The 26,392-nt window shown below is 57.4% G+C and carries 24 protein-coding genes and 2 pseudogenes; 12 read left to right on the forward strand and 14 right to left on the reverse strand.

Annotated features, from left to right (window positions below):
- Window position 1: 1 nt before the first annotated feature.
- Complete coding sequence (locus NDI86_RS16850; protein ID WP_220589756.1) at window positions 2–1,753, forward strand: cbb3-type cytochrome c oxidase subunit I; 1,752 nt, start codon at window positions 2–4, stop codon at window positions 1,751–1,753.
- Window positions 1,754–1,926: 173 nt separating this feature from the next.
- On the opposite strand, the gene NDI86_RS22140 is transcribed toward NDI86_RS16850, so the two are convergent.
- Both NDI86_RS22140 and NDI86_RS16855 read right to left on the reverse strand, forming a co-directional pair.
- On the reverse strand, window positions 1,927–2,079 hold the full coding sequence (locus NDI86_RS22140) for a twin-arginine translocation signal domain-containing protein (RefSeq protein ID WP_220589755.1): 153 nt from the start codon (window positions 2,077–2,079) through the stop codon (window positions 1,927–1,929).
- Window positions 2,080–2,127: 48 nt separating this feature from the next.
- Window positions 2,128–3,387 (reverse strand): outer membrane protein assembly factor BamB family protein, encoded by a 1,260-nt coding sequence (locus NDI86_RS16855; RefSeq protein ID WP_220589754.1) that lies wholly within the window; start codon window positions 3,385–3,387, stop codon window positions 2,128–2,130.
- Between the two features lie 103 nt (window positions 3,388–3,490).
- On the opposite strand from NDI86_RS16855, the gene NDI86_RS16860 reads away from it, so the two are divergent.
- From NDI86_RS16860 to NDI86_RS16870, 3 genes are all read left to right on the forward strand, one after another.
- A complete protein-coding gene (locus tag NDI86_RS16860; protein WP_236039606.1) occupies window positions 3,491–4,699 on the forward strand; it encodes a hypothetical protein in 1,209 nt (402 codons plus the stop codon).
- A gap of 51 nt (window positions 4,700–4,750) precedes the next feature.
- Entirely contained in the window at window positions 4,751–4,924 is a 174-nt protein-coding gene (locus NDI86_RS16865) for a hypothetical protein (protein ID WP_236039605.1), read from the forward strand.
- A gap of 248 nt (window positions 4,925–5,172) precedes the next feature.
- The gene (locus tag NDI86_RS16870; RefSeq protein WP_220589753.1) at window positions 5,173–6,222 is read left to right on the forward strand and encodes an iron transporter; all 1,050 of its coding nucleotides are present in this window, start codon (window positions 5,173–5,175) and stop codon (window positions 6,220–6,222) included.
- Window positions 6,223–6,288: 66 nt separating this feature from the next.
- Here the strand turns inward: NDI86_RS16870 and NDI86_RS16875 are convergent, their stop codons facing one another.
- Entirely contained in the window at window positions 6,289–7,554 is a 1,266-nt protein-coding gene (locus tag NDI86_RS16875) for a DUF7405 family protein (protein WP_220589752.1), read from the reverse strand.
- 309 nt (window positions 7,555–7,863) lie between these two features.
- Entirely contained in the window at window positions 7,864–8,847 is a 984-nt protein-coding gene (locus NDI86_RS16880) for an arsenic resistance protein (protein WP_310901570.1), read from the reverse strand.
- 392 nt (window positions 8,848–9,239) lie between these two features.
- Between NDI86_RS16880 and NDI86_RS16885 the strand changes: the two genes are divergently transcribed.
- The 4 genes from NDI86_RS16885 (at window position 9,240) to NDI86_RS16900 (ending at window position 14,572) form a co-directional block, all read left to right on the forward strand.
- The gene (locus NDI86_RS16885) at window positions 9,240–9,527 is read left to right on the forward strand and encodes a DUF7967 family protein (RefSeq protein WP_220599864.1); all 288 of its coding nucleotides are present in this window, start codon (window positions 9,240–9,242) and stop codon (window positions 9,525–9,527) included.
- A 65-nt stretch (window positions 9,528–9,592) separates the two neighbouring features.
- Window positions 9,593–10,342 (forward strand): helix-turn-helix domain-containing protein, encoded by a 750-nt coding sequence (locus NDI86_RS16890; RefSeq protein ID WP_220599865.1) that lies wholly within the window; start codon window positions 9,593–9,595, stop codon window positions 10,340–10,342.
- Window positions 10,343–10,402: 60 nt separating this feature from the next.
- Complete coding sequence (locus tag NDI86_RS16895) at window positions 10,403–12,775, forward strand: heavy metal translocating P-type ATPase (protein ID WP_220599866.1); 2,373 nt, start codon at window positions 10,403–10,405, stop codon at window positions 12,773–12,775.
- 402 nt (window positions 12,776–13,177) lie between these two features.
- Window positions 13,178–14,572 (forward strand): arylsulfotransferase family protein, encoded by a 1,395-nt coding sequence (locus NDI86_RS16900; protein ID WP_310901571.1) that lies wholly within the window; start codon window positions 13,178–13,180, stop codon window positions 14,570–14,572.
- Window positions 14,573–14,738: 166 nt separating this feature from the next.
- On the opposite strand, the gene NDI86_RS16905 is transcribed toward NDI86_RS16900, so the two are convergent.
- From NDI86_RS16905 to NDI86_RS16935, 7 genes are all read right to left on the reverse strand, one after another.
- Window positions 14,739–15,686: a metal-dependent hydrolase gene (locus tag NDI86_RS16905; protein ID WP_220589746.1), complete on the reverse strand. Its 948-nt coding sequence runs from the start codon at window positions 15,684–15,686 to the stop codon at window positions 14,739–14,741.
- Between the two features lie 107 nt (window positions 15,687–15,793).
- A complete protein-coding gene (locus tag NDI86_RS16910; RefSeq protein ID WP_220589745.1) occupies window positions 15,794–16,216 on the reverse strand; it encodes a cupredoxin domain-containing protein in 423 nt (140 codons plus the stop codon).
- A gap of 24 nt (window positions 16,217–16,240) precedes the next feature.
- A complete protein-coding gene (locus NDI86_RS16915) occupies window positions 16,241–17,491 on the reverse strand; it encodes a ZIP family metal transporter (RefSeq protein ID WP_220589744.1) in 1,251 nt (416 codons plus the stop codon).
- A 1-nt stretch (window position 17,492) separates the two neighbouring features.
- Window positions 17,493–18,752: a multicopper oxidase domain-containing protein gene (locus NDI86_RS16920; protein ID WP_220589743.1), complete on the reverse strand. Its 1,260-nt coding sequence runs from the start codon at window positions 18,750–18,752 to the stop codon at window positions 17,493–17,495.
- A 252-nt stretch (window positions 18,753–19,004) separates the two neighbouring features.
- Window positions 19,005–20,096: a saccharopine dehydrogenase family protein gene (locus NDI86_RS16925; protein ID WP_220589742.1), complete on the reverse strand. Its 1,092-nt coding sequence runs from the start codon at window positions 20,094–20,096 to the stop codon at window positions 19,005–19,007.
- Between the two features lie 68 nt (window positions 20,097–20,164).
- The gene (locus NDI86_RS16930) at window positions 20,165–20,914 is read right to left on the reverse strand and encodes a helix-turn-helix domain-containing protein (RefSeq protein WP_310901572.1); all 750 of its coding nucleotides are present in this window, start codon (window positions 20,912–20,914) and stop codon (window positions 20,165–20,167) included.
- Between the two features lie 117 nt (window positions 20,915–21,031).
- Window positions 21,032–21,544 (reverse strand): ArsR family transcriptional regulator, encoded by a 513-nt coding sequence (locus NDI86_RS16935; RefSeq protein WP_310901573.1) that lies wholly within the window; start codon window positions 21,542–21,544, stop codon window positions 21,032–21,034.
- Window positions 21,545–21,595: 51 nt separating this feature from the next.
- On the opposite strand from NDI86_RS16935, the gene NDI86_RS16940 reads away from it, so the two are divergent.
- Together NDI86_RS16940 and NDI86_RS16945 are read left to right on the forward strand one after the other, a co-directional pair.
- Window positions 21,596–22,171: a DUF8170 family protein gene (locus tag NDI86_RS16940; protein WP_310901574.1), complete on the forward strand. Its 576-nt coding sequence runs from the start codon at window positions 21,596–21,598 to the stop codon at window positions 22,169–22,171.
- Window positions 22,172–22,217: 46 nt separating this feature from the next.
- Entirely contained in the window at window positions 22,218–22,658 is a 441-nt protein-coding gene (locus tag NDI86_RS16945) for a TRAM domain-containing protein (protein ID WP_128906013.1), read from the forward strand.
- A 16-nt stretch (window positions 22,659–22,674) separates the two neighbouring features.
- On the opposite strand, the gene NDI86_RS16950 is transcribed toward NDI86_RS16945, so the two are convergent.
- A complete protein-coding gene (locus tag NDI86_RS16950) occupies window positions 22,675–23,082 on the reverse strand; it encodes a hypothetical protein (protein WP_128906012.1) in 408 nt (135 codons plus the stop codon).
- Window positions 23,083–23,326: 244 nt separating this feature from the next.
- Here NDI86_RS16950 and NDI86_RS16955 point away from each other — a divergent pair, with 244 nt between their 5' ends.
- Window positions 23,327–23,788, forward strand: a complete 462-nt coding sequence (locus tag NDI86_RS16955; RefSeq protein WP_128906011.1) for a hypothetical protein — start codon at window positions 23,327–23,329, stop codon at window positions 23,786–23,788.
- A 357-nt stretch (window positions 23,789–24,145) separates the two neighbouring features.
- Here NDI86_RS16955 and NDI86_RS22145 read toward each other — a convergent pair.
- Together NDI86_RS22145 and NDI86_RS22150 are read right to left on the reverse strand one after the other, a co-directional pair.
- Window positions 24,146–24,322 (reverse strand): annotated as a pseudogene (locus NDI86_RS22145) (MarR family transcriptional regulator); the annotation flags it as partial.
- Between the two features lie 7 nt (window positions 24,323–24,329).
- Window positions 24,330–24,566 (reverse strand): annotated as a pseudogene (locus NDI86_RS22150) (amidohydrolase family protein); the annotation flags it as partial.
- Window positions 24,567–24,894: 328 nt separating this feature from the next.
- Here NDI86_RS22150 and NDI86_RS16960 point away from each other — a divergent pair.
- Window positions 24,895–26,289 (forward strand): permease, encoded by a 1,395-nt coding sequence (locus NDI86_RS16960; protein ID WP_310901575.1) that lies wholly within the window; start codon window positions 24,895–24,897, stop codon window positions 26,287–26,289.
- Window positions 26,290–26,392 lie beyond the last annotated feature (103 nt).

Consider the following 26,392-nt stretch of genomic DNA (forward strand, 5'->3'; position numbering starts at 1 on the left):
TATGGCAGTAGGAGACTTGGTACTCACAGGAGTGATGGCTGTGCTTCTTGTCAGCATTATGGCCCTTCTGATGCGTGTTGAAAATTGGCGGTCGTACACACCGCTAGCTGGGGGTGGGGCCGCAACCGATGAAAACGCTCCTATCGTTAACCGCGAGAAACCCGCTGGTATCATCCGGTGGCTGACAACTGTGGATCATAAGGATATCGGACTGCTGTACGGGCTATACGGAGTCATCGCCTTTGCCGTCGGGGGTATCATGGCGATGCTCATCCGCGTCCAACTAATCACCCCAGGTGGGGCGATTCTGGGGACAAGCGCTTACAACTCTATCTTGACGAGTCACGGCATCACGATGTTATTCCTGTTCGGAACACCCATCATCGCAGCCTTCGCGAACTACTTCGTTCCCCTGCTCATTGGGGCCGACGACATGGCGTTCCCGCGTATCAACGCCATCGCGTTCTGGTTGCTCCCGCCTGCCGCGCTACTTATCTGGGCGGGATTCTTCCTGGCACCGGTCACTGAGAACATGATAGAGCCGGCACAGACCGCCTGGACGATGTACGCACCGCTGTCGGTTGAACAACAGAATCCTGGGGTGGACTTCATGCTACTGGGACTCCACCTATCTGGAGTCGCGGCGACAATGGGTGCGATTAATTTTATCGCGACCATCTTTACTGAGCGGGGTGACGATATCAACTGGGCGAACCTCGACATCTTCTCGTGGACCATCCTCACCCAGTCGGCACTCATCCTCTTTGCCTTCCCCCTGCTGGGCAGCGCCATTATCATGCTATTGCTCGATCGTAATCTCTCAACGACGTTCTTCACCGTGGAGGGCGGCGGCCCACTGCTGTGGCAACACTTGTTCTGGTTTTTCGGTCACCCCGAGGTGTACATCCTCGTGTTACCGCCGATGGGGCTCGTGAGTCTTATCCTGCCGAAGTTCTCGGGTCGTAAACTATTCGGATTCAAATTCGTTGTCTACTCCACGCTCGCCATCGGCGTCCTTTCATTTGGTGTCTGGGCCCACCACATGTTCTCAACAGGGATGGATCCGCGACTACGGGCCTCTTTCATGGCAGTCTCACTCGCAATCGCGATACCGAGCGCAGTGAAGACATTCAACTGGATCACAACAATGTGGAACGGCCGCCTGCGCCTAACCACCCCAATGTTATTTTGTGTTGGTTTCGTCTCAAACTTCATTATCGGTGGCGTTACCGGTGTCTTCCTCGCCGCCATCCCGGTTGATTTGGTGCTGCACGACACTTACTATGTTGTTGGGCACTTCCACTACATTGTCATGGGTGCTATTGGCTTTGCGGTGTTTGCAGGAATCTACTACTGGTTTCCAATCTTTACAGGGCGGATGTACCAGCGGAAGCTTGGGAAAGCCCACTTCTGGCTCTCGATGATCGGAACCAATATTACGTTCTTCGCAATGCTGGCACTTGGCTACTTAGGAATGCCACGCCGGTACGCCACCTACGCGTTCGATGGTGCCATTGCACCGCTAGCACAGGTTACTACGTTCCAACAACTTGCCACGGTCGGTGCATTCATTCTGCTTGTCGGGCAACTCATCTTTGTCTGGAACCTCGTGCAGTCCTGGCTAGAAGGGCAGAAAATTGAGAACGGCGACCCGTGGAACCTCGAACGTGACGGCATGCTCAACAAGGAATGGACTTGGTTCGACCGTAAACTGGAGACAGCTGTTACTGATGGTGGTGAAGACGAAGAATAGCCAACGCTAACTGATAGCAATAAAACAAAGGAAGCAACGATCTCCTCATGAGAATACGGTCCTGATGACGACAGCCGAGTAATGACTAACATCTCTTTTCAAATATAAGCCCGAATCAAATACCCAATCTTAACACAAGAGACGATTTTTTATTTGAATTGTTAGATTAGATATCAATATCGAGTTCGGTCGGGAAGTGGGCCGCTGGTAGCTGGGCCGAATGCTGTCCCCGCCGCCACTCCGGCCGCGCCTTTGAGGAGCCACCGTCGGGTCGGAGTACTCTCTGTCAGTTGTTTCGGGTCAGGGGTTGTTTGTCGCTTTGGCATCCTACAAATAATCAGACAGAGCTTCGCTGTATGGTGGTTCTGGTCCAATCAACGAATCAGGCCCGACGACGAATAGTCGAGGCTGACCACTCGGCCATCTCCATACCGAACTAGTATCTCAGCAGCGCCGTCGCCGTCGATATCGCGGACCGTCGGGAACGTCCAGACGGGGACGTCGCGCTCGTAGACCGCGAGTTCTGACCCAGAGTCGGCATCAAGGACGGCAACCCGTCCTGTGTTCAATACGCCGACGACTTCCTGCTGGTCGTCGCCATCGACGTCACCTGTCACTGGGGCTGTCGCAGTCGCATCGTCGCTGTCCGAGACCGTCGTCGACCATTCGGTTTCGCCCGTCGCTGCATCGAGTGCGAGGAATCGGCCGGATTGGCCGACGTAGAGTTCAGGGGTTCCGTCGCCGTCCCCGTCGGTCGCCGTCTTGATTCGTGTGTTCGTGAGATCTCGACTCCACTCGGTATCTCCGGTTTCACCATCGTATGCTCTCAGCTCCGACGTGCCAGTGGTGAACAGTTCGACTGCCGGGTCGTCGTCGACCTGCGCGCTGGCAATGGTTGTCGCGGAGCCGTTCCGCTGCCACTCGACTCCCCCATCAGCACTGAGGAGGACAGGGCCTCTGCTCGTCCCGAGGAACACCTCCAGCGTCCCATCTCCGTCGACATCCTCCACGACAGGTTCTTCCCAGACGCTTGCCCGGGACCAGCGCGTGTCATTCAGCGCGACGCGCCACACGACAGTTCCGTTTCCACGGACGACTGCGACGTTCCCCTCGATGTCGCTCGTTACGATTTCCCTCCCGGCAGCCGGGGTGACGTTCGCCACTGTTGGACGGCCATAGCCGTACGTCGGTAGTGACACTCGCCACTCCTCAGAGCCGTTGGTCGCGCTGTAGGCGACGACAGCGTCCTCTGTCGAAGAGACGATGACTTCGAGCGTACCGTCGCTATCGACGTCCTCGATGGCCGGTTCGGTCAGGGCGTGCGTGAAACAGGCATCGGCCGGGACACCTGTTCGCCACATCGTTGAGCCGTCCCCCGGGTCAAGTCGGACGAGCGCACAGGATGTATTCGTGATGGGCGTGTCGCTGTTCGGGACTTCCGCCACCGGAGCGATGATAACCTCTCCGTCGGGTCCGACACCAACGGCGTGGTGATTGACCCTGTTGTCCCGGGGCGTGTCACTCACCCACTGCTCCGTGAGCTCACCGCCGCCTGCGAGCCCTAACCCGACGCCAACGAGCGCAGCGAGCGCCACGAACACCACGACCAGACCCAGAGCCGTCCGACGTCGCATATCCGTTCATAGCCCTGCTGCGTGAAATGCCTGCCTTTCGCTCTGACCGATTCGAGAACCGTACCATGGAGGTTTTTTGGTGGACATCGCCTACCGTCGGATAATGGCACGACACCGTCCTGGTCGAGGCGCTCTAACCAGTCTCCTCACCGTGCTGCTCTTCGTCCTCGTCCCGGGCGTCGCCAGTGCCCACAACGTCGGCGGTACGCGGTTCGACGCGCCGCTGCCGTTGTCGCTGCTGTTTGCAGGTGCGGGTGGGACGGTTGCACTCACTGGCATCTGGCTCGCCGTGACCGACCGCTCTGCGGCCAACGTTGGAACGTACACCGTGGCGACGCTAGACGCTCGAACAGTCCGGTGGGTGAGCCGGGTTGCCACGAGTGTGTTCTTCGCCGGGGTCCTCAACGCAGTTGTCATCGGGTTTCTCGGCCGGCAAGTCGCCGCGGAGAACTTCGCGACGGTGTTCACCTGGTCGGTCTGGTTTCGCGGGCTTGGACTGGTCGCGATTCTCATCGGCTCCCCCTGGCGGGTGCTCTCCCCGTGGCGCGCACTCTACCGAGGTCTCTGCTGGCTCGAAGATGACGAACTCGCCCTTCTCGGCAGCTACCCCTCGTGGCTCGGTTCGTGGCCTGGGGTGGCCGGATTCGTCGTCCTCATCGGCATCCTGGAGAACCTGACGGTCGTCCCGCAGTCGCCGGCACTGACAACCGTCCTGCTCGCCGTATACGCCCTCGCCATGGTCGGCGGTGCCGTGCTGTTCGGCCCGGTGTGGTTCGACCGTGCCGACCCGTTGGGCGTCCTCTACCGATTGTTCGGTCGCGTCGCCGGTGTGTCGGCTGCACGTTCCGGGGAGGCGATTGAGATCTCGTTTCGGCCCCCCTGGCGCGGTTGTACCTCGCCCGTCGCCGGTCCTGCTGTGGTAGTGTTCATCGTCGCTGCCGTCTACACCGTGAGCTTCGACGGTTTCACCAACACGCGTCAGTATCAGTCGTTGCTGTTCAGTGCCCGTGACCTGTTCGGGATTGGGTCGACGATGGAGGTATTGCTCTACGTCGTCGGGTTGCTGGTGTTCACCGGTGCGTTTGTCCTGACCGTGCTCGTCGGCGATTCCATCGGCGTCGCTGACCAGACTGACAGTGCCGTTACAACTGATGGGGGCCAATTGGCATGGGTCGGCGCCGCGCGGGCGTTCGCTCCCACGGTACTTCCGATTGCAGCCGCGTACGACATCGCCCACAACTATCCCTACGTGATTCGGAGTACCGCCCGTATCGTCGAACTGAGCGCGAACTCCATGGGTGACAGTGTCTAGTCGCTCGAACCACTGGGTTGGCTCTCGATACCCGTATTCTGGGGCTCACAAGTGTTCCTCATCGTCGTAGGGCACGTAATCGCTGTCGTCGCCGCTCATACCGTCGCTGTCGAGCGCTACCGCTCGCTGTCGGCGGCTCGCAAAGGACATCTGCCGCTGCTCGTGTTGATGATTGGGTACACTGTGCTTTCGCTGTGGATAATCTCCCAGCCAGTTGTGAGGTGAGAAGGCGTGGATACAACACTCAGAGGAGCAAAGTCAGTCCGACACATCCAGATACGCGGGCCGCTAACAGTAGATGGTAGTGCGTTTTGTTTATCTATTTTTATATCTGTAAAAAGCTATCTTATGGTTTATTTCAGGACAAAGGCTAAATAAATGACTAACTTACCAATAATTACTAAAGAAAATGAAAATAACCGTTTCGACTGACATACCAGAATCTGTTTACTGGAGCCCATTTATTAACTGGTATGAACCGTCGCCGATTCCTTGCCGGTGCTGGGCTGACCGGTGTATCGATACTCGCCGGCTGTGGATCGTTGCAGAATCAATCTACACGCTCTCCGCCGCTTGTCGAGAACCGACCCGACGGTACCTACCTTCCAACACACCGAGAAGGTATGGAAATGGCCGGCATGGCAGAGGCAGGTGACTATATGGTTGGCCTGACATACTCGTTCCCTCATCGCTTTTGGACCGTAACTGGTACCAACGCTGAACAGGTCACGATACAGGACGCTGACAGTATGCATCTGATGGCCACCGTCTGGGACCCCGAAACAAACCTTGTTCTCCCTGTCTCGGCTGGGCTCTCGATTAACATCGCACAAGATGGAGAGACAGTGGCAGAAAAGCCCCCGTGGCCTATGATTGCCCAAAACATGGGTTTTCATTATGGAGACAATTACCAACTCAGCGGAGATGGAACATATGAAATTACTGTCACGGTAAGTGGGATGAACGAGCGCCGCCTGGGTTCATTTTCCGAACGTTTTGGACAATCGGGTGAAATGAGTGTGCAGTTTGACTTTGAACAATCGGTACTTGAAGATCTTACGTTCGAACAATTTCCCGAGCGGCAGGGGAACCGTGCAGCGCTGGACCTGATGAACATGGAAAAGATTCCCACTTCCCAGCTCCAGACAGCTGACTCGCTCCCCGGACAATTAATAGGGACTGCAAGTGGTAGCGACGAAGTTTACGTGGCGTCGTGGCTCAGTGACGCTGGGTTCCTCGGTGAAGACGAGTCCTATCTGGCGATATCGGTTCGGACACCATATAACCGGATTCCATTACCAATGATGTCGCTTGACGGCGTCGTTGAGGCCAACGGTGAGACAGTGTACGACGATACTCTTTCAGCGGCCATTCATCCTGATCTCGGGTATCACTACGGTGCAACCGTTCCCGCGACAACAGACTCCCTATCAATTACTGTCGACACTGTCGCGCCACCGCAGGTATCCCGCCACGAGGGATACGAAACCGCATTTATGACAACACCAACCCTTTCATTCTGACTCGAGTAGGTCGCGACTATTCTCCAACAACACAGAGGTCATTCTCGATCGGGCGCAGGAACCCTCTCAGCTGGGATTGGCCGGTGGGAGCGCCCGTAGGTCTCGGGGTGGGAGAAGGTAATTTCCTCGCCGCTCAACCGTCATGTACTGCAGAATCCCGTTGTTAACTTCCTGACCAACTGCAGACTCTTTAGCCACTTCTGTCCCGTTCATCATCGCTTTTGTCTCGACGAAATCCGCAATGGATTCTTGCAGTGAGAGAAAATGGACACCGGCTTCTCCACCATCTGTTGAGTCAAAATCACGCCGTAGCAGACGGGGACTTTCATCTTCCCGAGCCCTCGAGAGCTTTTGTGAGTGTCCCACCACTCCCTCGCTTCGACTGGACTCGACCACATTCTCGGCACAGTCCTCGATACCGCTGTCGGTGCCCAGATTCTCCCCGACACCCTCGACACGGCCCTCTTCGGCGTGAGCTGGACAGAACATCTTCGAGACGCGCTGGTCGCGGCTGTCCTGCTCATACCACTGCTGTAGGTGTAGACGAATGCGGGAAAGATGCTGGGTCGCCCCTCCTGTAAATCCCCCCTCGTCGATAGTCACCCGGTCCTCGCTTGCTTGATTCCCGTCGAAGCCGGATTTAAATCCCATGAACAGCGGGGCGTCGTCTGGGACCGGTTGGGAGTCGGGGATACCCTCGACCTCCTGATTCTCCGCGGGAAGTCCGGCCCCGACGAAGCCCGTCCGACGGTCGGACTGGCTGAGGATTCCGTCGAAAGAGGTTGCCATCTCATGGTCATTAATCATGTCCCGGTTCCCCTTCAGAGCCTCTTCGGCCTCCAAAACAACGCTCTCGTGATCGCTTGCAAGATGCAAAAGGGCGTCAGGCGTGTCCAGTTCGGGGTCCTCGAACTCCGCGAGTGCCTCCGGCTCCGGGAGGTCCACTCCCGAGAGGTCTGTGTCAAACCGGTCGAAGTAGGCCGGGCTGTAGCCCAGTGTGAACATGAGCCCCTCGGTCTCCCAACCCACAGCCCGCTCCAAGGACTGTAGGGCGTCACTGACCTGCGTCCGGTCGCTCTCAGTGGGTGTCCCGTCGTCATTGTAGTCCAGGAGTAGGAGCACATGGTGACTGGCGAGCCGCGTGTTGCCGGCGTCATCAGTTGCCGAGAACTGGTCCCAAGCGTGTTGTCTGGCCGGTAGGGTTGACGGGTCCGTTCCCGATGGGATGTCCGGGGCACCGAACCGGTCCAGGCAGGCTGAGAGTGCGGCTGTTCCACCTATTGCCACGGCGCTCTTTGCAAATTCCCGTCTGGAGATACCACGTTTGGTCATTGTTCCGTGTAAACTACAGCTGTATTTGTGTTCTGTGAATTTGGCATTTTCTTCTTTCTTGGAAGAACTATTTCTAACCGACAGTTACCGATATATTTCGTGAAGGCCGCTAAATTCGACGACTGTATCTGATTTTTTAGATGCGTAGTCCACTTTGTGCGTATGTTTGAGCAACTGGATGGAACTACTCTCTCCCGATTGGCTGTGAATCTCTCCTGATAGAGAGAGCCGTGGTTCACAAGTATAACAACTCACTCAAAATAAAGGGAGTTTCTGGTTCAATCATCGAATGCCGGAAAGTCGGATTGGTTACCCCGTCAAAAGAGGGGTCGCCGGCACCAACCACGCCGGGACGACTCGCGTGAGGACGACCATACCCGTCAGTTCAACGAGTGTCTGGGTAACGACAACCGCTGGTGCGAGCGCATACCCGGACGGTAGCGCGAGCGCCAGCGGCAGAATGACCAGCGAGTTCCGGGTGACAGAGGTGAACACGAGCGCCCGGCTCTCGCCAGTCTCCATCCCGAGCACGCCCGCCACGAATCGACCGAGCAGCGGCATAATGACCAAGAACGCCACGTAGACGGGGACGACCGACGCGATCTGTCCGATCGAATCCTGCACGCGAGGCAGCTGAGAGGCGATCACGACGAACAGCGTCACCCCCATCATCGGGACCGGCAACCACCCCATCGTGTCCTGCCACTGTGCGCCGCGGCTGGAGCGCTCCGCCCAGTATTCGGTCGCCCATGCGAGCGTCAGTGGCAGCGCGATAATGACGACGAACGCCTCGATGAACGGCCCTGCCTCGATGAATTCGGCCACCTGCTGGCCCATGAACAGCCAGAGATACAGCGGGAGCAACAACAGCTGGATGAGCATCAGCGCCGGAGTCGCGGCAGTAATCTGTTCGGCGTCACCGCCGGCAAGTTCGGTGAACGTAATGACGTAGTCGATACACGGCGTCAACAACACCATAAACGCGCCAACGAGAATCACCGGCTCCTGTGGCAGGAACCGCGTGAGGCCAAATACGACGACCGGCACGACCACGAAGTTCATCCCGAGCGCAGCCGCCATGAACCGGGCGTTCCGGAAGGCCCGCCGGATTTGGACAAACGGTATCTCGAGGAACGTGACGTACAACAGGACAGCCAACACGGGATTGATGAACGGTTCCAAGAGAGAACTCGCGCTTGGAAGTCCGAGGCCGACTCCGATCGCTAGTAAGACGGCAACGAAGTAGATACCGACTTGATTGTGCTGAACCCACTGTTTCGAGAGTCGTGTCATAGATTGATTTGAATCATTAGTGAATCATGATTCCCAGAGCGGTCACTACCCCGAGGACAACCAAGACCGGTACGGAGACGGATCGAACGAATCGTTTGCCTCCGACAGACCAGTCCGGATATCGAACACTGATACCCGACGAAGTGCAAAGACCGGACTAGCACCGGTGAAGACGTCTTAGAGCTCACTCATGTGCTGAAATATTAAGCAGACAGGCGTAAGTTTCCATTGATAGCCATCTCACAACTGTCAGTATAGACCAATGGTTCGTATTCGGGACAGGAGGAATGAGTCACAGATGCGACAGATATCATAGAATTCACCGTAAACGAGTCAACTCTAGCTACACTTCCAACACTACCTATTTCCGACCCGAGAGTGAACAAGCAGCTATGCCTGGCGATTCCCATTCGAACGGTGTCCGCGTCTGGCTCGTCGAGCGGACGTATTCCGATGACGAGCAGAACCTTATCATCCTCACCTATGCGACCCCAGACGGCGAACAGTACTACCGCAAGGAGCGGGCGCTCACTTCCTTCACCGACGTCCGCGACACGACGGCTGCCGTCGATACCGAGCCGGACAATCTCGGTTCGGTCAACGATGCCGATCTGCAGGAGCAGTACGCCGCCGAGGCCCAACGAATGCAGGAGGCACACGACCCCGACGACGTGATCTGACTCTAACCAGTACGATGGAAGCTCCGAGCCGACGTGTTATATCCAGCCACCCTTTACGTGTGAGTATGCGCGAACTCGTCTTCGCCCTCGAATACGAGCCGGGGTGTAACAGGGTAGCGGACGCCCTCGCCGACCACCCCGACGCCCGCGTCCGCTCGCTCTCGCTGCACGCCACTGCCGAGCAGCTCTGGCGAGTCGACCACGCCAGCGGCAGCCCGGACGCACTCGACGCCATCGAGGATGCCTTTCTCACCAGCGACTACTACGCCGATTGTTTGGCTACCGAGGATTGCAGTGCAACTCAGACCACCCGCGTCCTCGATAGCACGGACGACACGCTCGTTCTCTACTCCGACTGGGAGCGAACCCCCACCTGCGCGTCCGTCCCCCACATCGCCCGCGACCACCTCGGCGACGGCGTGCTGTTCGAGACTCGTCACGAGGGCCGCCACTACACGTGGCGGCTCATCCACTCCGGAGAGGGCGACATGGCCGCGTTCTTCGACGCCCTCGAAGTCGCCGTCGGAGACTGCGCCCAGATGGAGATGCTCCGAACCGCGGAGACGACGGCGTCGATGGGGGGAGCTGACGAGGAGCATGGCGTCCTGTCGCCGGAGCAGGAGGCTGCACTCCAAGCAGCCGTCGAACACGGCTACTACGAGTCACCCCGCGAGGTCGACGTCGGCGAGCTCGCCGAGCATCTCGACGTGCCACGGTCAACACTCACCTACCGACTCCGTCGGGCGGAAGAACATTTGGCGAAGCAACATGTTGCCGGCGAACAGGTAGCGGATGAACGGCTGGCATCGCACTGACGCCCTCGGTTGGAATATTCCAACAAAGACATATCGAACTCCCGCTCCTACCGTGACGTGATGACAGAGAATCCGGACGCAGCCGGGGGAACAAGCGGCGGCGGACAGCGACGTGAACTGACCGCCCGCCTCGCCGTCCCCGAAATGGACTGTCCCTCTTGCGCCCAAAAGGTGGACAAGAGCCTCCAGCGTGTCGACGGCATTACTGACGCCACGCTCCAGCCGACCACCGGCACGGCCAACGTCACGTACGACCCTGATCGCACCAGCGAAGCCGACGTAGTCAAGGCGATTGAAGGCGCCGGCTACGAGGTCGTCGGGGGCTCGGACGCCGAGGGCGATGATGAGGACAACCAGGCGACCGATGGCGTCGACATCGCGCCACCATCGGAGGTCTGGACGAGTCCTCGCGCGAAGAAGACGTGGCTCGGTGCGGCGTTCCTCACCGTCGGGCTCTTCTTCGAATTCCTCCTCGCAGGACAGAACATCGCCATCGCAAGTGTCCTCGACTACCCGCTTCACATTGCGGACGTACTCTTCCTCGTGGCAACCGTCGCCAGCGGCGTCCCGGTTGTTCGCGGCGGGTACTACTCGGCGAAGAACCTGAGTCTCGATATCGACCTGCTGATGGGGACGGCGATCATCGCCGCGACCGGTATCGGCTACTTCGTCGAGGCCGCCACGCTGGCTGTTTTGTTCAGCACTGCCGAAATCCTCGAGGACTACGCGATGGACAGGGCACGGGACTCCCTGCGCGAGCTGATGGAACTCTCGCCCGACGAGGCGACCGTCCTTCGGGATGGTGAGGAAGTGACCGTTCCCGCCGAGGAGGTCGACGTTGGCGAGACCGTCGTCGTCCGCCCCGGCGACAAGATTCCGCTCGACGGGACGGTCATCGACGGCGAGAGTGCAGTCGACCAGTCGCCGATCACGGGCGAGAGCGTCCCCGTCGACAAGACCGCAGGCGACGAGGTCTACGCCGGCGCGATCAACGAAGAGGGGTACCTCGAGGTAGAGGTCACCTCGACCGCTGGCGATTCGACGCTCTCGCGCATCATCGAGATGGTACAGGGCGCACAGGCGAAGAAAACCGAGTCCGAGCAGTTCGTCGACCGCTTCTCCGGCTACTACACACCCCTCGTCGTCGTGCTGGCGATCCTGACCGCCGCCATCCCGCCGCTGGTTATCGCTGATCCGGTGTCGGTGGACCTAGCCGGATACGGGTTCACCTTCGCGGGCGACTGGCAGACGTGGTTCATCCGCGGGCTCACCCTGCTAGTGATCGCCTGCCCGTGTGCGTTCGTCATCTCCACACCCGTCTCGGTGGTGTCGGGCATCACTAGCGCCGCGAAGAACGGCGTCCTGATCAAGGGCGGCAACTACCTGGAAGCGATGGGCGAGGTCGACGCCGTCGCCGTCGACAAGACCGGGACGCTCACCAAGGGCGAACTCGCCGTCACCGACGTCGTTCCGGTCGGTGACACCACGGAGGACGATCTGCTCCGTCGCGCCGCCGGACTGGAGCGTCGGAGCGAACACCCCATCGCAGCAGCTATTCTCGCCCGCGCTGAGGAGGCGGGCGTGGGCAACCTGCCCGACCCGACGGGTTTCGAGAGCCTCACCGGGAAGGGCATCCGCGGCGAGATCGACGGCGAGACGTACTATGCGGGCAAGCCCGCGCTCTTCGAGGAACTGGGCTTCGACCTCGCTCGGGCACGCCGCGAGACGGACGGCGGCGTCATGGCGGAAGAGGCAGCCGAGTCCGACGACGGGGCGTTCGCCGAGAATGCACTCACCGCGCTGGAGCAGGAGGGCAAGACGGTCGTTATCGTCGGGACGGAGTCGGAACTGCTGGGTGCGATCGCCATCGCCGACGAGGTGCGCCCGGCCTCGAAGCGGGCTGTCGAACGCCTGCACGAGCTGGGCGTCGAGCGCGTGGTGATGCTGACCGGCGACAACGAGGGCACCGCCCGCGCTATCGCCGAGCAGGTCGGTGTCGACGAGTATCGCGCCGAACTCCTGCCCGACGAGAAGGTCGACGCAGTCGAGGAGTTACAGGCAGAGTACGGGGAGGTGGCGATGGTCGGCGACGGTATCAACGACGCTCCCGCGCTCGCCACCGCGGAAGTCGGCATCGCGATGGGTGCAGCTGGCACCGACACCGCGCTCGAGACCGCCGACATCGCGCTGATGGGCGACGACGTCGGGAAACTGCCGTACCTCTACGAGCTGTCACACACCGCCAACGGTGTGATCCGGCAGAACATCTGGGCGAGCCTCGGCGTGAAGGCGTTGCTTGCCGTCGGTGTGCCGATCGGGCTCGTCAGCGTCGCCGTCGCTGTCGTCGTCGGCGACATGGGAATGAGCCTCGGCGTCACCGGGAACGCGATGCGGTTGTCACGGATCGAGCCCGACCGGTCCTACGACACCTGACGTCCACCTTCACCTAGCAAATAGGTCGCGGCGTGCAGCGAACCGATTCACAATGACGTGGATCGACACGCTAGGCACGTTTACAAGCGATTAAGCGAATGCCCCGAGGCGATTCACTGGGGCGCAAAACGAGGTCTGGCCTGTATTTGAGACTGGCCACTCGATATACTTGTGTGCGAACTGGAGCGTGAAACGTGGGGAGAACGCTAACTCATCGAGCATGGCTCGGTGTGCTAAAATTTTGACCCGTGCTATTCATCCACCGGTTTCCCCACTCCAGTATCCGAGAATCGACCAGAAAGAGAATCACAGCCTTTGCAGTGCTCTACGGTGCGATTCTCTAAAGTTAAGACCCATCTTAACCCACGTATAACCAACTAGTCTCTGGTCAGAGAATCTATTGTGGCATCCAAGTCTTTTCTCCGTATATTCTTCATCATCATAATCGGTTTATCCAGTATTGGTTTAGCCTACGGATATACGCTTGGCGCAACCAACGATACCTTCGAGAGCCATCTCACGAACCAGGGGGTTGCGAACCCACAGCAACAGGCCGTCGAACCTCGCGACAATATTACTGTCGTCGCGACTGATTCAAATTCGTGGCGAGGTGAGGCGAGTAGCGGGCCTCGTGCCCGAGCAGAACTTGTCGCATTCAACCCGGACGGAAGTATCCTCTACTACAATGACTCACATACGCGGTACTGGGACGTTGATCCGGTACCTGAAACGAGAACCACTGTAGAGTATATGTTCGCAGACCACCTCGAGCCGTCGGCCTGTCCAAATACCACTAATTTTGCCCAGCGCCGGGTTGACGAGGAAGTCTGGAACGAATATGAGGCTGCTCGCTCGACCGACGCCTGCACGCGCAACGGATACGAACGCGTCAACTTGACGACCGGCGAGGTAACGCGCGTCTGGAGCGAAACCACCCCCGGGAAGGAAGCAACACGCTACCACGATGCCGACCGGCTCAACGAGACACACTTGGCCGTCGCAGATATCTACCTCGACCGGGTATTCGTTGTAAATTCCACCTCCGACCAGACCGAGTGGACGTGGAACGCCAGTAGCGCATTCCCCAGAGAAACGGGTGGTCCATACCCTGAGGATTGGACACATATCAATGACATCGAAGTGCTCGAGGATGGCCGGCTCATGGTGAGTGCCCGGAACCATGATCGGGTCGTGTTCCTCAACCGGAGTGGTCTCATCGAAGGATGGACGCTCGGCGAGGAGGACAACTACAGTATCCTCTACGAACAGCACAATCCGGATTACATCCCCACTGAGCGTGGCGGTCCCGCAGTCCTCGTCGGAGATTCGGAGAACAACCGTGTCGTTGAGTACCAACGAACGGGAGACAGCTGGGAACAGTCGTGGGTGTGGCGAGACACGCGGATGCAGTGGCCACGGGACGCCGACCGGCTCCCGAACGGTCACACTTTGATTACAGATTCGAACGGGAATCGTGTATTCGAAGTTGACAAACAAGGTGAGGTGGTTTGGAGCGTCAATATCGCTTTCCCATACGAGGCGGAACGTCTCGGGACTGGAGACGAGAGTGCCGGTGGGCCGAGTGCGACGCAAGCGAATCTTGACTCACGAACAGGCAGTTTGCGTGATAGTTTACTTATCATTGCTAAACAGCTCATTCCCGGGAAATACTTGAATGGTCTTATGTACATCACACCGGTCTGGATGGGATTTCTGGAGGTCCTCGAACTCGTGGTCCTCCTCACTAGTTGCCTGCTGTGGGCTGGGATAGAGATAGTCTGGCGACGACAATCTTAACAATTCCAACTTCCAGCTCTGATTGATCTCTGGATAGCACGGTTTTGACTGTCAGAACTAGAAAATGAATGGAAAACGTTGATTTTCCATGTCTAATATATCCCGGTTCACAACAAGCTTGATTTTCACACGACCAGGATCGACCATCTCTCAAGGGACTGTATGACTACCCGAGGAGCACTAGATATGTCACGGTGTACGCGGCGGCCGCGAGCGTAATGGCAGCAAGCGCAGTCGCAACAGCATCGATCAGCTGAATCGATCTATCTTCTCGCCAACCCGAACGACTCGGAGTGCCGATAAAACCGACTGTGAGGACGGTGAATACGAAAGGTGATGCTGTCTCAACAGTCGGTACGGGAATCGCGAAAATCGCACTTGCGTAAGCAACCCCGAGCGCTGCACGCCGGTTGATGTGCTGTTTGAGGCGCCATCCTCGCAGTTGTGCAACGACAAAGAGTCCCATCCAAATAATCGTGAGCTCAATGAAGAAGGCGGTGAGAAGATGTAGTGTCGGATCGGGGTTGAGGATAATCTGGCCGTTCAATACACCGGATTCGGTAGGAAGTGGATAGAATAACGCCGGCGACGGGCCGGCTAACACATCTCCGAACGGGTGCGATAAGAGCCCGAGGGCTCCAGCACCGAGAACGGCTCTCGGGCCGAGACCGACGCGCTCGGCAAATGTAACCAACCCGACTCCAGCAAGAACGAACACGGCGACCACAGCGCCCGGAGCTATCCCGCCGACGACCGTCACGATGAGGACCAGGCCGCCGAGGATGAGGCCACCGAGTGTGCCGGCCCCAGAATTGTAGCCATCGCGAGCGCGCCAAGCGGCAAACCCGATTGCTGCGAAGACACCGACGATCAGCGAGTGGGTGGCCCCGCGATGGATCTCGTTTGCGATAGCCCAGAACGCGTCGGAGGTTACGAAGGCGCCTTCCAGGCTTCCGACAAGCCCAACTACGGCGTACAGCATATCAATATCTGGGAGCGTCGCGAACGAGCCAGCCACCGCCCCGACCGCAAGCGCGCGCTCTTCTGGCCATCCCCGCCATACGGCGACACTCGCCGCTATGGCGAACGCAGCCAGAAAATGTCCGATGAACATACCATTTGTACGTCGTCACGGAAGATAAGTATAGTATGAGTGAGTGCCTCAACCATATGTGTAATAGGGACGACGACGGCTTGGAGAATTGAATGTCGGTTGTCCGCTTACCTCACTCGCACTGTCCCGACCATTCCAGACCCCTCATGTGGGATACAGAAGTACCCGTACGTTCCCGGCTGATCGAACGTTTGCTCGTAGCTCTCTCCCGGAGCGATGAGCCCCTCGGAGACCCGGTTCCTCGCGGCACGCTCTGACTCGAAGCCACCACTTGCGAAGTACGCCGCCGCGTCTGGAATCTCGTCTTCATACGCCGTAACCGTGTGCTCGATCTCACTCTCGTTCGTCCACGTAACCGACCCACCAGGTTTGATCATCGCGGTCTTCGGGTCAAATTTGAGGTCGCCGGGCATCGTGACGGTCTGTACCGACGAGGATTGTCCACCCAAACACCCAGCCGTGCTGAGCGTCGCCATGGTGGCAGTGCTGAGTCGTAACACCGTTCGCCGATCGTAGATTTCGAGTGACATTGTAACAGAAATGGGTAGTGCTTATTAGAGCGCCACGAAAAGGTCGGTCACGTACATAATGCCGAGTCCGAGCAGAAATGCAAGCAGATTCGTGGCACTGGCCACGCGACCCCCTGCATCACGAACCATGCTCGCAATCTCCCAGTTGACCTGCAGGATAGCGCCAACACCGATCGCGAGGAAGAAGGCGCCGATCGTCGGTGAGTAGGCGAGGCTGCCGATCCAGCCACCGAGGATGACGGGTGCCCCGGCGATGACGCCGAGCGCGGCGAAGTGCTTGAGCGCCGGACGTTCCCCGCGGGCGACCGGCGCAACGACAGCCGGACCTTCCGTCACGTTGTGAAGCATGAACCCGATTACGAGGAATGCACCGAGTGACACACGTCCGAGTGCAAACGAACTCCCGATAGCAAGCCCCTCCGCGAGGTTGTGCAGGCCGATTCCTACCGCGACCAGATAGGCGATCCAGAGGCCGCTGCTCGCCCGGCTATCACCAGCGGCGACGCGGCCCTCACGCCACGCGCTGATCGCCTGGACGAGGAGAAGAGCGCCGAAGATTCCGAAGACGACCAAGAGGTTACCCTCGTACGCGCCTGGAACCCGCTCGGCGAGTTCGAACGCCTCGAACCCGGCGTCAAACGCCAAGAAGCCCAGTACGCCGGCCGCAAATATGAGCACGGCGTGTAGCCACCGATCGCTCATCGTCTTGATGTAGGGGAACCAGAGCATCCCCAAGGCGACCGGGATTACGCCGACGAACAGCCCGATGACTGCCAGCGTTCCGAGCAGACTGAGACTAAACCCGGGTGACTGACTCGGAGCGACGATCGTGTTATGGAACGTCGCCCCGTCAGACAGTACGAGAGCGACTTCGAGATCCCATCCCGGATTCCAGTGATACGGGATCACAATCTGTGCGCTTTCCATCGGGGCGAGCGTTTGGTCACCACCAGCTCCTTCAACCCGGAAATCCCAGTAGGCTTCGTCGACGAGGACCTGTGATATCGTCACGGATTCGGGCCCGTTGTTCGTCACGTGCAGTACGACCGTTTCGTCGCTCGGAAGCGTCGTATGCGTGACCGTCACGTCTGGGAGCGGGGTGCCGCTCTGAACACCGGCGAGCGGTGATGTGAACGCGAATAAGCCCAGGACGAGCACGAGCAACACGATCGGGAGTAACGCGCTGACCCATCGCGGAAGCCCGAGCGGTTGTATGCTCTCGTTCTCGGCTGGTACACCACCGTCCGTCGTCGAATCTCGTGTCTTGTCCGTCATATTAGACCACCTCGAAGAAACTCATCCAGCCGAGTTCGGCGAACTCGGACTGGTGGGCGTGGAACATGTACAGTCCTGGCTCGTGGTTGGAGTAGTCCATCTCGATGATGCCGCGCTGTGCTTGGCACTGCATAATCGTGTCCACGGTTTTGCTCGTCGGCGTCAGCGTTGTCCCGTGGTCGTAGTAGTCGAAGAACTGCGAGTGCGTGTGGAACGAATTGATGAGATCGAACTCCGTCGCATTGGAGAGGTACACGCGCTGGCGTTCATTCTTGTCGATTTGGATGGGGCGTTTCGTCTCACCCGCCGTCCAGTTGCCCTGTCCGTCGGTGTCACCGACTCCATATCCGAACGCCCGTGTGTTCGCCGCGTAGACCTCGTTTCCGCCGTCGAAGTTGGTATCGAACGAGTTCATCACCATCACCATCTCGTTCACGGCGTCGTTTTCGGCGTACTCGTGATTCCGGCTCTTTGCCTCTTCGACGAGCTGCGCCCGGAAGTCGTCGGTAATCGGACCGGGGTAATTGACGTAATCGCGTGGGTTTTCCCTGACGCGGTCGGGGTCCGGATCAACGATGATCGTGCCGTAGAGTCCGCGATGGATGTGCTCTTTCAGGGGGAGCGAGTGGCAGTGATAGAAGTGCGTACCGGCGGGCTGGGCGATCCACTCATAGGTGAAGGATTCACCCGTATCAAGGACGCCGGGGCCGTTCTGGGGAATCCCGTCCATTCGCGGGTTGAGGTTCTTCAGGTGTGGATGAATCGTGTGCGCGTGTCGTCCGAGATTCGTAAACTCCACGCGAATCAGGTCGCCCTCGACGGCGCGGATCGTCGGACCCGGCACTTGGCCGTTGTACGCCCACGCTTGAAACTCGACGCCCGGCGCGATAGTTATCGTCGTGTCGACGGCAGTGAACTCGAATTCCCGTACGGTTCGGCCGTCCTCTTCGTAAACCTGTTGAGGAATGTTATCCTGCCCACTCTCTCCTGTATTGAACGCGGTGAGAAACTCATGCGGATCGAAATTCAAATCTCGATATTCGCCCACCGCACCGAAGTTACCGTGTTCGTCTTCATCGTCGTGACCGGACGAGGCACTTGCTCGGGAACTCCCCAGTCCAACTGCTGCACTCCCGGCAACACCGAGACCGCCGAGGACGGTGCGGCGACTGACGTTCGTTTCACCGGTGAGTGATTCGACCAGTCGCTCTTCGAGGCGTTCTGTGACCTTCGCTGCGCTGTTGTAATCTATCGATGGCATGATCTCCTCCGCTGGTCAAGCCTTAGCATAGCCATGTACGCTTATTCCTCGCCCAACATATAAATTAGACCCATCTAAAGTTAGAATGAGTCTAAACTAAAACTCGGTCTGATGGGCCTCAATATGTTTGGTTTGAAGCCCCAGTGAGAGTGTGACCGGTAGACCCGAGTTTTGAACTAGCCCTGAAGCTCGCCACCGAATTCGATTATCAGGTCGAGGACCTGTTCTGGTGGGGCTACCTCAACCGTGACCTCAGGATACTCGACCCTGCTGCTGTGTACGGCCAACTTCGTAATTTCCCTCCAGTAGCGTCTCGACGAACGGCGAACTGTCGAACAGTTCCTGAATGTGCAAGACGCCCGCTGGTTGTGACGATCCCACCAGTTCCGATGTAACTTGAACTGCAACGAGTGCCGTCGCGCGGGCCTGGTCTGGCCCACGAACCCATTGTTCGATGCGGCTGAGGCGACCGTTCTTCGAGCCGCGAACCGCCGTCTTGATGACCGATTCGTCGGAACCAACCGGAAGGGTGTCGGCCAGTTTCACGATAATGTTGACGCCGAGCATCGACACGACCGGCTGGAACAGCCCAGTCCGACGTAACGCTGCCAGGTAGCGGGTGACAACACGAGAGTCGTAACAGAGTCGGCTTTCCACCGTGGGGATGTCCGTAGTCCGGGCGAGCACCTGTTGATCCGCGAGATTCGCTCGATACGCCCGCCGTCGCCCCCACTCCGGAATCCTGACCATTCGCGGCTCCGTGAGACCAGTCACAGAAATTGATTGCTCGGAATTCTGCACTGAAAAGCGCCCGAACGCGTCTTCGACGGTCCATTTGATCGTATCCGGGCCGAATGCTTCGCCGAGACCGAGGAGCAACGTGATGTCGGCCCTGTCGACGGTATCGAGTTCGGCAGCCGCATCGGAAACAAACAGGTTTGTCATTCCTGGGGACAGACCCACGCTGAGGACAGCTGTAGATCCGTTCTTACGGGCGATGCCATCGGCTGTTTCGATGTCTCGGAGAAGTGAATCGTCCGGTGAGATGTCGACGTAGTCGATACCGCGCTCGAAACAAGATCTGGCGAACGTGGCGTCCGCTGCATCGAGACACATGACGACCGTTCCGACGCCAGCGAGGGACTCATCGAATGACTCCTCGTTCACGTCGAGCGTACGAGCATTCACTCCTGCAATAGTGTCGGCGAAGCGATGTGCCTTTTCGGGGGAACGGCCAGCCGCAATAACCTCTTCTGACACGCTATTGGCCAATTCATTACAGACCGTGCGGCCGATGGTCCCGTATCCGCCGACAACGAGAATCGCGTCACCGGTAGCAGTCATACTCCCAATTTAGGACGGTTGCTAGTAGCTTTAATCCCGAGTATTCTTGGAGTATATATAAAATCTACTTAGTCACCGAGATACTGGAGCAGGAATTTTGATTCGATGCGCTGGAGCTGTTCAGAGATCGTCGCCGGGGACCGATAGACTTCGGTAGCGATCTGTTCGTGCGTCGTTTCCCGTGGGACTTCGTAATACCCGACCTCGACGGCAACCTCGAACACGGTCTGTTGCCGATCAGTCAACAGGCCCGATAGCCCAGGCCGTTCGGGGACGTATTCCCCGACTTGTTCGGGATGCAATTCGATTCCGTGGGGCACCTCTGCAGAGATAGCAGTAATCGCGGACTCGGTGCCAGCCACTGTGAGTCGAATGCCACGCTTGCCATAGTTGTCTGTGTACTCTATCGGTGGCACGACGATGAGTGAGTATGCGGCGAGGACATCGAACATGCTCGTCATTGACGGCGACGGCTGGTACTCAAGATACACCAGTCCAGTTTCTTGTGTAATTTCGAACTCTAGCACTGTCGCTTCTTCCGAGAGTTCGCCAGCGGTATTATCGATTGTCTCCGATGTCTCCTCTAATCGCTCAACTGCAGCGATTTTATGAACCGTCTCAGTCTTGCAGATATCACTAGCGAGCAGCTCACGATTGTTACTAAAGGGTCTGCGACCGGCTGAGGCGGTACTTTCTCTGCACGGAAAGCAGATCCAGGGATGATCCACAGGGTTGGCTCTGTACTCCCGAACTCCGAAGTAATCAACTTCCACAGCCTCGGAGGATGGGATTGATGCGTGCCTTCTGTTACGATTCATCTGTTCTGAATCGAAATCGAGACTGATCTCTCTTGGCGGCTTTGCGCTGGTTACGCTTCCGGAATCTCTTGGATGTCGAGTTCTCCGTCTGGCAAAACGTACGCCCCGAGGTGAGTATCAGTTCCGTCTGTTCGGACGGTCGACGTCTTCGGCGGCCTTGATTTCGTCTGTTTTCTCGACTTCGGCGAATAGCTCTCGATATGCGTCGGGATCGAAGAGGTTGTTCCGGTCGAACAGCTCGCGTGCGGCGTCGGTGAGCTGAAAGAACCGGTACGGCTGGCCCCGTTCGAGCCCTTCACGATCTCGTTCGATGGCCTCGATTAGTCCCACTTCCTCCAGTCGGATGAGGTGGTCGGTGAGCGTCGACGCTGCGATACTCGGATTGTAGTATTCGAGTTCCTTCTTCGAGGGCGCACCTTTCGGGTGACCGACAATCGTCCCGATGATATTCGCGCGGGTCGTGTCGTCGAGGACACTCAACGCTGCGATCGGATCGAGGCCGGCCGCGTTTTCGGCTGGCGTGAGCGGGGTGGCGTCAGGCCGGGACATTGTGTATGGGTGTTTGTCTCCCGGTCGGATAACCATTTCGGTGAATTCCGAAGTGGTAGCCAGAGTGCTTGCGTATTCCACGTCCAGTCGGATTTCCGTACCGTTAGGTGGCGGTGGTGACTGGTGCCCAGTATGACCAACGACGACGCTACCCGTGCCGTCATCGACAAATTGGGTGACCAGCCGGGCGAGACGCTCACACCCGAACGGGTCGAGGCGATTCAGACCGCGATGCACGAGGATCTCGGACGGTTCATCAACAACACGTCCTACTTCGTTCTCGGTTCCTACGGTGAGGAGGAGCGGCCACGATTGGAGGCTGTTCGCGACCAACTCGCGAGTGATGCCGCAGCCTCGAACTCCGATGACGGGGTCGACGCGTTCCTGATGGACGATATTCTGGACGTCTCGGAGTTCTTCACGTCGAAATTCAAGCTGCTGGTCAGCTACGCGGATCATATCGTGGGGGTGTACGAACACTCCCAGGGCGGGCACGCGTGGGAAGCGGGCTACATCGACCAGCCGACCTATCGGGAGCGAACGCGAGCGTTTTATCGAACCTACGAGACTGAGGAGGAACAGTACGCGGCCTACGACGGGATGTTCGCACACTATCTCCTCTCGATGGAGCGGGTGGACCGTGCGTACACGTGGACGACGCCCGAGGACCTTCGTGACTATATTGAGGATGCCTACGCGCCCGACTGACGGCGTGAGGAACGACTATTTGCGTCGGATGCTGAATCTTTTCGTGATGGTCGAGATCCCTGACACACTTCGCTCGGTATTTACTGCGACTATTGAGTCCGACGATGAGAGCTATACATTCGAGATTCCTGCGAGTGAGGTGCGTCACGATGCCATTCAGCCCGGTGAGACGTATCGAATCGCCGTTCTCGAAGCCGAGGCTACAACAGCCCGATCCGAATCCCAGCTTTCAGATTCGGCGTCAGGATCTTCCTCAGCTGTCGGTGAACACGGTTCTCCTGAGCCACCCGTTGAGGAGGGTAAAATTCGAGACGTGTCGGTTGAGGCGGTTGGCGACCAGGGGGATGGCATCGCGAAGGTGGACCGCGGGTACGTCGTGATTGTTCCGGAGGCTCAGCCCGGTGAGGTACCGACTGTCGAGATCGAACAGGTGCAACAGAACGTTGCGTTTGCCAGTATCGTTGAGCCGGACCCTCGAACGCTGTGATTCTGTTGTTTCTCGTTTAGAATGGATTGGCTAGGTCGGTGTCAATGAGCCGAGTCGCGTGGTCACGGGTTGCCTGTTCGACGGCTGCTTGGTCTGTGAGCAAGAAACAATTGTAGTTACTGACGCTGCGCTGGATCACGGACTGTTTAAAGATGTTGTCGGGATGGGTCGTGTATTTTTGCACCACGACGATGAATTCTTCGATCGTATCGATGATGACTAGCCCGTATCCTTGATCACTGAGGAACGATCGGAGCTGGGTAAATTCGTCCGGAGGGACTTCGAAGCGATAATGCTGGTTGTTGTAGTAGTGCTTGAGGCGATCGAACACCTCCTCGTTGTCAAAATAATCCTTGAACAGATACCTCTCATCGACCTCAAAGACGTTGACCCGTTCCTCGCCGCCTCGGCAGAATGCCGCCATTCCGTATGGTAATAGATACCATGAATAATTGAGTGTTCTCCCCTCATCAAGCAGTATCCCTCAAACCAATTCATCACACTTCCAGCGGATCGATTTGGTATTTCTCATCGACGAGAACGATTTATTTGCTGGTGAAGCCTGCGAATGGGAGCTGGAGTCACCGGAGTTAGCAGTCTTCGCTTAGGCAGGGTAGAGCAGTATTTTCACCCGGATTCTTATTTCATTTGAAAACACAGTTCTTGATATGAGTGTATCGGATGTCGTAGACTCTCTTTGTCAGGAGTGGCGTAAGGAAGCTGGTGAACTGGAGGATAGACCTGAGGAAATTAAAGAACAGCAAGACAGCTTCTACAAAGGGAGTTGGGATGCTGCCCGTGAACGCGCAGAACCAGATATAAAACGGAAAGCCATAGAGGACTGTATTGAGGATCTCGAAGAGAGTAGCTCGATAGATGAGTTCTTAGAATCGTTAGCGGATTGGCGGAAGGAGGCAAACGAACTGGATAAGAGAATCTTGGACTCGAACGAATGGTTTAGAAAATCCACACGACGACGGCAGTTAGAGGCTTGTATAGACGAATTCGAGGAGGCGTTCCCCGACGATAATTTTGATGAGTGCTACCGATGCGGATCTCTACAAGTGCCGGTTAGTGATAAAAGACGTAGTGAGGGGTACCGGTGGGAGTGTGAAGAGTGCGGATATTAGCGTACTATGTGCGAACCTTGATGATCTGTATCCGGCGATTCTGGGCATATTCCTGTGTGACAGGGGAGAATCCAGACGCATTATCTAGAACGAAGCGGTCTACGGGTGCAAGCCGCTCAAAATACTGTTGGACTCTGGTGTGAACGGAATCGACTGCCTCTCATCTATGATGATTCCGCTATCTAACGTTCGCATCGCAAGGCCAGCTTCACCTGTCGTCACCGATTCTCTGTAGGCTCATATTCCACTTTGTTCCGTAGGAGGTTCTATATGAGACTCGCATTGGAATCGTTCCTCAACCTAGTTACCACTCGGAATTACGCTGCCCTGTTGACTCCAAGCTCCAGAAGAGGGAATTTATCCTCCACGTACTAATTCTCGAGCGTCTAGATCGCCATTGAGGTACTGTTCCCCTTCTCGGGTTATGTCGTAGACACCGTTACCGAGGTGGACAAGAAGCCCGTAGGCTACTAGCGTTTTGCAGCGAGCGTTGATGTGTTGGCGAGAAAAGCGAACGCGACCGCAATCTGCCATTCCCTAACGCACCGATGAGCGGTGTCATCTCCAAGTGCGTGTGGGCGTTCACCAACCCCGGCATCACCAGTTTCCCGTTCCCGTCGATAACGGTGGACGCTTCTAATTCTCCGTCTCCTGCACGTGATGGTCGGACTTCTTCGATACAGCCATCGGTGATGCATACTGTGCCGCGCTCGTACAGGCGGTTCCGCTCGTCGGCTGTGAGAACGAGTGCATCATGGATTGCCAGATCGACAGCCATCGTAAATTAGGAAGTGGATGTGACAGTTACCGTACTGGACAACCGAGCAGGCCGGCGAAGGCTGTTCTTCCAGGTGGTGTTCCCCTCATTTGGGATATCATCGGTCTCTACTGGTCCCATTAGCCTCTAATACGTCGGCGTGATTTAATCAGATTCCCCTTTTGAATCTGAAGTCGGATTCCGTGGAGCTTGTGGAGGTTTGCAATGTTTTCCCCTCTTCACGATAGATCATCTATGGCCGACGGTTACGATGCCATAGTACTGATACCCTCATAGGCAGTATATTCTAATCAAAACCGCAATAAATGATCCCTACAATGATACACCTATGCAGGCGACGATAATCGACGGAGTTCTTGAATCCCTTCGTATCGGTGTCGGATTTCTCTGGACGGCGGCGTGGGCGATCATCATGGGCCTCACGATTACGAGTCTGGTCCAGGTCTACGTCTCGAAGGAGCGGATGGCACAGGTGCTGGGTGACGGCGATCTAACTGGACTTACCAAGGCGACTGTGTTCGGAGCAGCAAGCAGTGGCTGCAGTTTCGGCGCCGTCGCCATCGGGAAGGGTCTGTTCAAGAAGGGGGCGGCCGTCGTGAACTTCCTCGCGTTCATGTTCGCGTCGACGAACCTCATCATCGAACTCGGCCTGATGATCCTGATTCTCCTCGGCTGGGAGTTCCTCGTCGCCGAACTCCTCGGTGGCATCATCCTCATCGCCGTGATGGCGCTTCTCGTCCACCTGACGCTTCCCGAGAACCTCTTCGAAGACGTCCGGGAGGAACTGAATCAGCACGATCACGACCAGGGCATCACCGAAGACCCAACCTGCGGGATGGAAGGGAAAGACGAATTTTCGATCGTGACCGATGGTGGTGAAACGCTTAAATTCTGTTCTGCGGGCTGCATGGAGACGTATGAGCAGGAGATTGCGAGTAGCGGCGGGTGGCGTGACGAGCTCCTCTCGTGGGGCGGCTGGTACAAGGTCGGCAACCAGTACCGCAAAGAATGGTCGACGATCTGGAAGGACGTTATCGCAGGTTTTCTCATCTCAGGGTTCGTCATCGTCTTCGTTCCACAGTGGGTGTGGAACACGCTCTTCCTGAAGGGTGATGGCCTGCTCGCGAGTGCGGAAAACGCGGTTATGGGTGTGACCGTTGCTGTTCTCAGTTTCGTCGGGAGTATCGGAAACGTTCCCTTTGCCGTCGCGCTCTGGGGTGGTGGCGTCAGCTTTGCGGGCGTCATCGCGTTCGTCTACGCCGACCTCATCACGATTCCCGTGCTGAACGTCTACCGGAAGTACTACGGCTGGAAGATCATGCTGTACATCCTCGGCGTCTTCTTCGTGACGATGGCGTTCACCGGCTTCCTCATGGAGGTGCTGTTCGACGCGCTGGGTATCGTTCCAGACTTGGCAGGCGGCGAGACGGCGACCGAGCAGACGTACTTCAAGCTCAACTACACGTTCTATCTCAATATTATCGCTTTCGCACTCTCTGGATTCCTTCTCTACGTTTACCGGCGCGGACTCGGCGCACCGGGTCAGTATCGTGATCCAGTGTGCGGGATGCGAACCGACGATGAGGGCCCGAGTGCGTCCTATGATGGGACGACGTACTATTTTTGCTCAAAGAGATGCAAGCGTACGTTCGAAGAAGAACCCACGGAATTTGCTGATCAAAGCCCGCAGATATCGAGCCACGATCACGACCATGACCACTGATGATCGCACTGTGGTCCATCCGCTGTGAAGGGGTTCATCATCACAGTTTCAATCCGCAATTGTCACACCTAATGCGCCTAAATAGACGGTATGAATAGTCAAA

The organism is Haloarcula onubensis (genome assembly GCF_031624605.1).
Lineage (GTDB): Archaea > Halobacteriota > Halobacteria > Halobacteriales > Haloarculaceae > Haloarcula > Haloarcula onubensis.

What these genes read in the sequence shown, in the direction of transcription:
- NDI86_RS16850 (WP_220589756.1), top strand. Translation starts at nt 2, where the DNA reads ATGGCAGTAGGAGACTTGGTACTCACAGGAGTGATGGCTGTGCTTCTT.
- NDI86_RS22140 (WP_220589755.1), bottom strand. Translation starts at nt 2,079, where the DNA reads ATGCCAAAGCGACAAACAACCCCTGACCCGAAACAACTGACAGAGAGT.
- NDI86_RS16855 (WP_220589754.1), bottom strand. Translation starts at nt 3,387, where the DNA reads ATGCGACGTCGGACGGCTCTGGGTCTGGTCGTGGTGTTCGTGGCGCTC.
- NDI86_RS16860 (WP_236039606.1), top strand. Translation starts at nt 3,491, where the DNA reads ATGGCACGACACCGTCCTGGTCGAGGCGCTCTAACCAGTCTCCTCACC.
- NDI86_RS16870 (WP_220589753.1), top strand. Translation starts at nt 5,173, where the DNA reads ATGAACCGTCGCCGATTCCTTGCCGGTGCTGGGCTGACCGGTGTATCG.
- NDI86_RS16875 (WP_220589752.1), bottom strand. Translation starts at nt 7,554, where the DNA reads ATGACCAAACGTGGTATCTCCAGACGGGAATTTGCAAAGAGCGCCGTG.
- NDI86_RS16880 (WP_310901570.1), bottom strand. Translation starts at nt 8,847, where the DNA reads ATGACACGACTCTCGAAACAGTGGGTTCAGCACAATCAAGTCGGTATC.
- NDI86_RS16885 (WP_220599864.1), top strand. Translation starts at nt 9,240, where the DNA reads ATGCCTGGCGATTCCCATTCGAACGGTGTCCGCGTCTGGCTCGTCGAG.
- NDI86_RS16890 (WP_220599865.1), top strand. Translation starts at nt 9,593, where the DNA reads ATGCGCGAACTCGTCTTCGCCCTCGAATACGAGCCGGGGTGTAACAGG.
- NDI86_RS16895 (WP_220599866.1), top strand. Translation starts at nt 10,403, where the DNA reads ATGACAGAGAATCCGGACGCAGCCGGGGGAACAAGCGGCGGCGGACAG.
- NDI86_RS16905 (WP_220589746.1), bottom strand. Translation starts at nt 15,686, where the DNA reads ATGTTCATCGGACATTTTCTGGCTGCGTTCGCCATAGCGGCGAGTGTC.
- NDI86_RS16910 (WP_220589745.1), bottom strand. Translation starts at nt 16,216, where the DNA reads ATGTCACTCGAAATCTACGATCGGCGAACGGTGTTACGACTCAGCACT.
- NDI86_RS16915 (WP_220589744.1), bottom strand. Translation starts at nt 17,491, where the DNA reads ATGACGGACAAGACACGAGATTCGACGACGGACGGTGGTGTACCAGCC.
- NDI86_RS16920 (WP_220589743.1), bottom strand. Translation starts at nt 18,752, where the DNA reads ATGCCATCGATAGATTACAACAGCGCAGCGAAGGTCACAGAACGCCTC.
- NDI86_RS16925 (WP_220589742.1), bottom strand. Translation starts at nt 20,096, where the DNA reads ATGACTGCTACCGGTGACGCGATTCTCGTTGTCGGCGGATACGGGACC.
- NDI86_RS16930 (WP_310901572.1), bottom strand. Translation starts at nt 20,914, where the DNA reads ATGAATCGTAACAGAAGGCACGCATCAATCCCATCCTCCGAGGCTGTG.
- NDI86_RS16940 (WP_310901574.1), top strand. Translation starts at nt 21,596, where the DNA reads ATGACCAACGACGACGCTACCCGTGCCGTCATCGACAAATTGGGTGAC.
- NDI86_RS16945 (WP_128906013.1), top strand. Translation starts at nt 22,218, where the DNA reads ATGGTCGAGATCCCTGACACACTTCGCTCGGTATTTACTGCGACTATT.
- NDI86_RS16950 (WP_128906012.1), bottom strand. Translation starts at nt 23,082, where the DNA reads ATGGCGGCATTCTGCCGAGGCGGCGAGGAACGGGTCAACGTCTTTGAG.
- NDI86_RS16955 (WP_128906011.1), top strand. Translation starts at nt 23,327, where the DNA reads ATGAGTGTATCGGATGTCGTAGACTCTCTTTGTCAGGAGTGGCGTAAG.
- NDI86_RS16960 (WP_310901575.1), top strand. Translation starts at nt 24,895, where the DNA reads ATGCAGGCGACGATAATCGACGGAGTTCTTGAATCCCTTCGTATCGGT.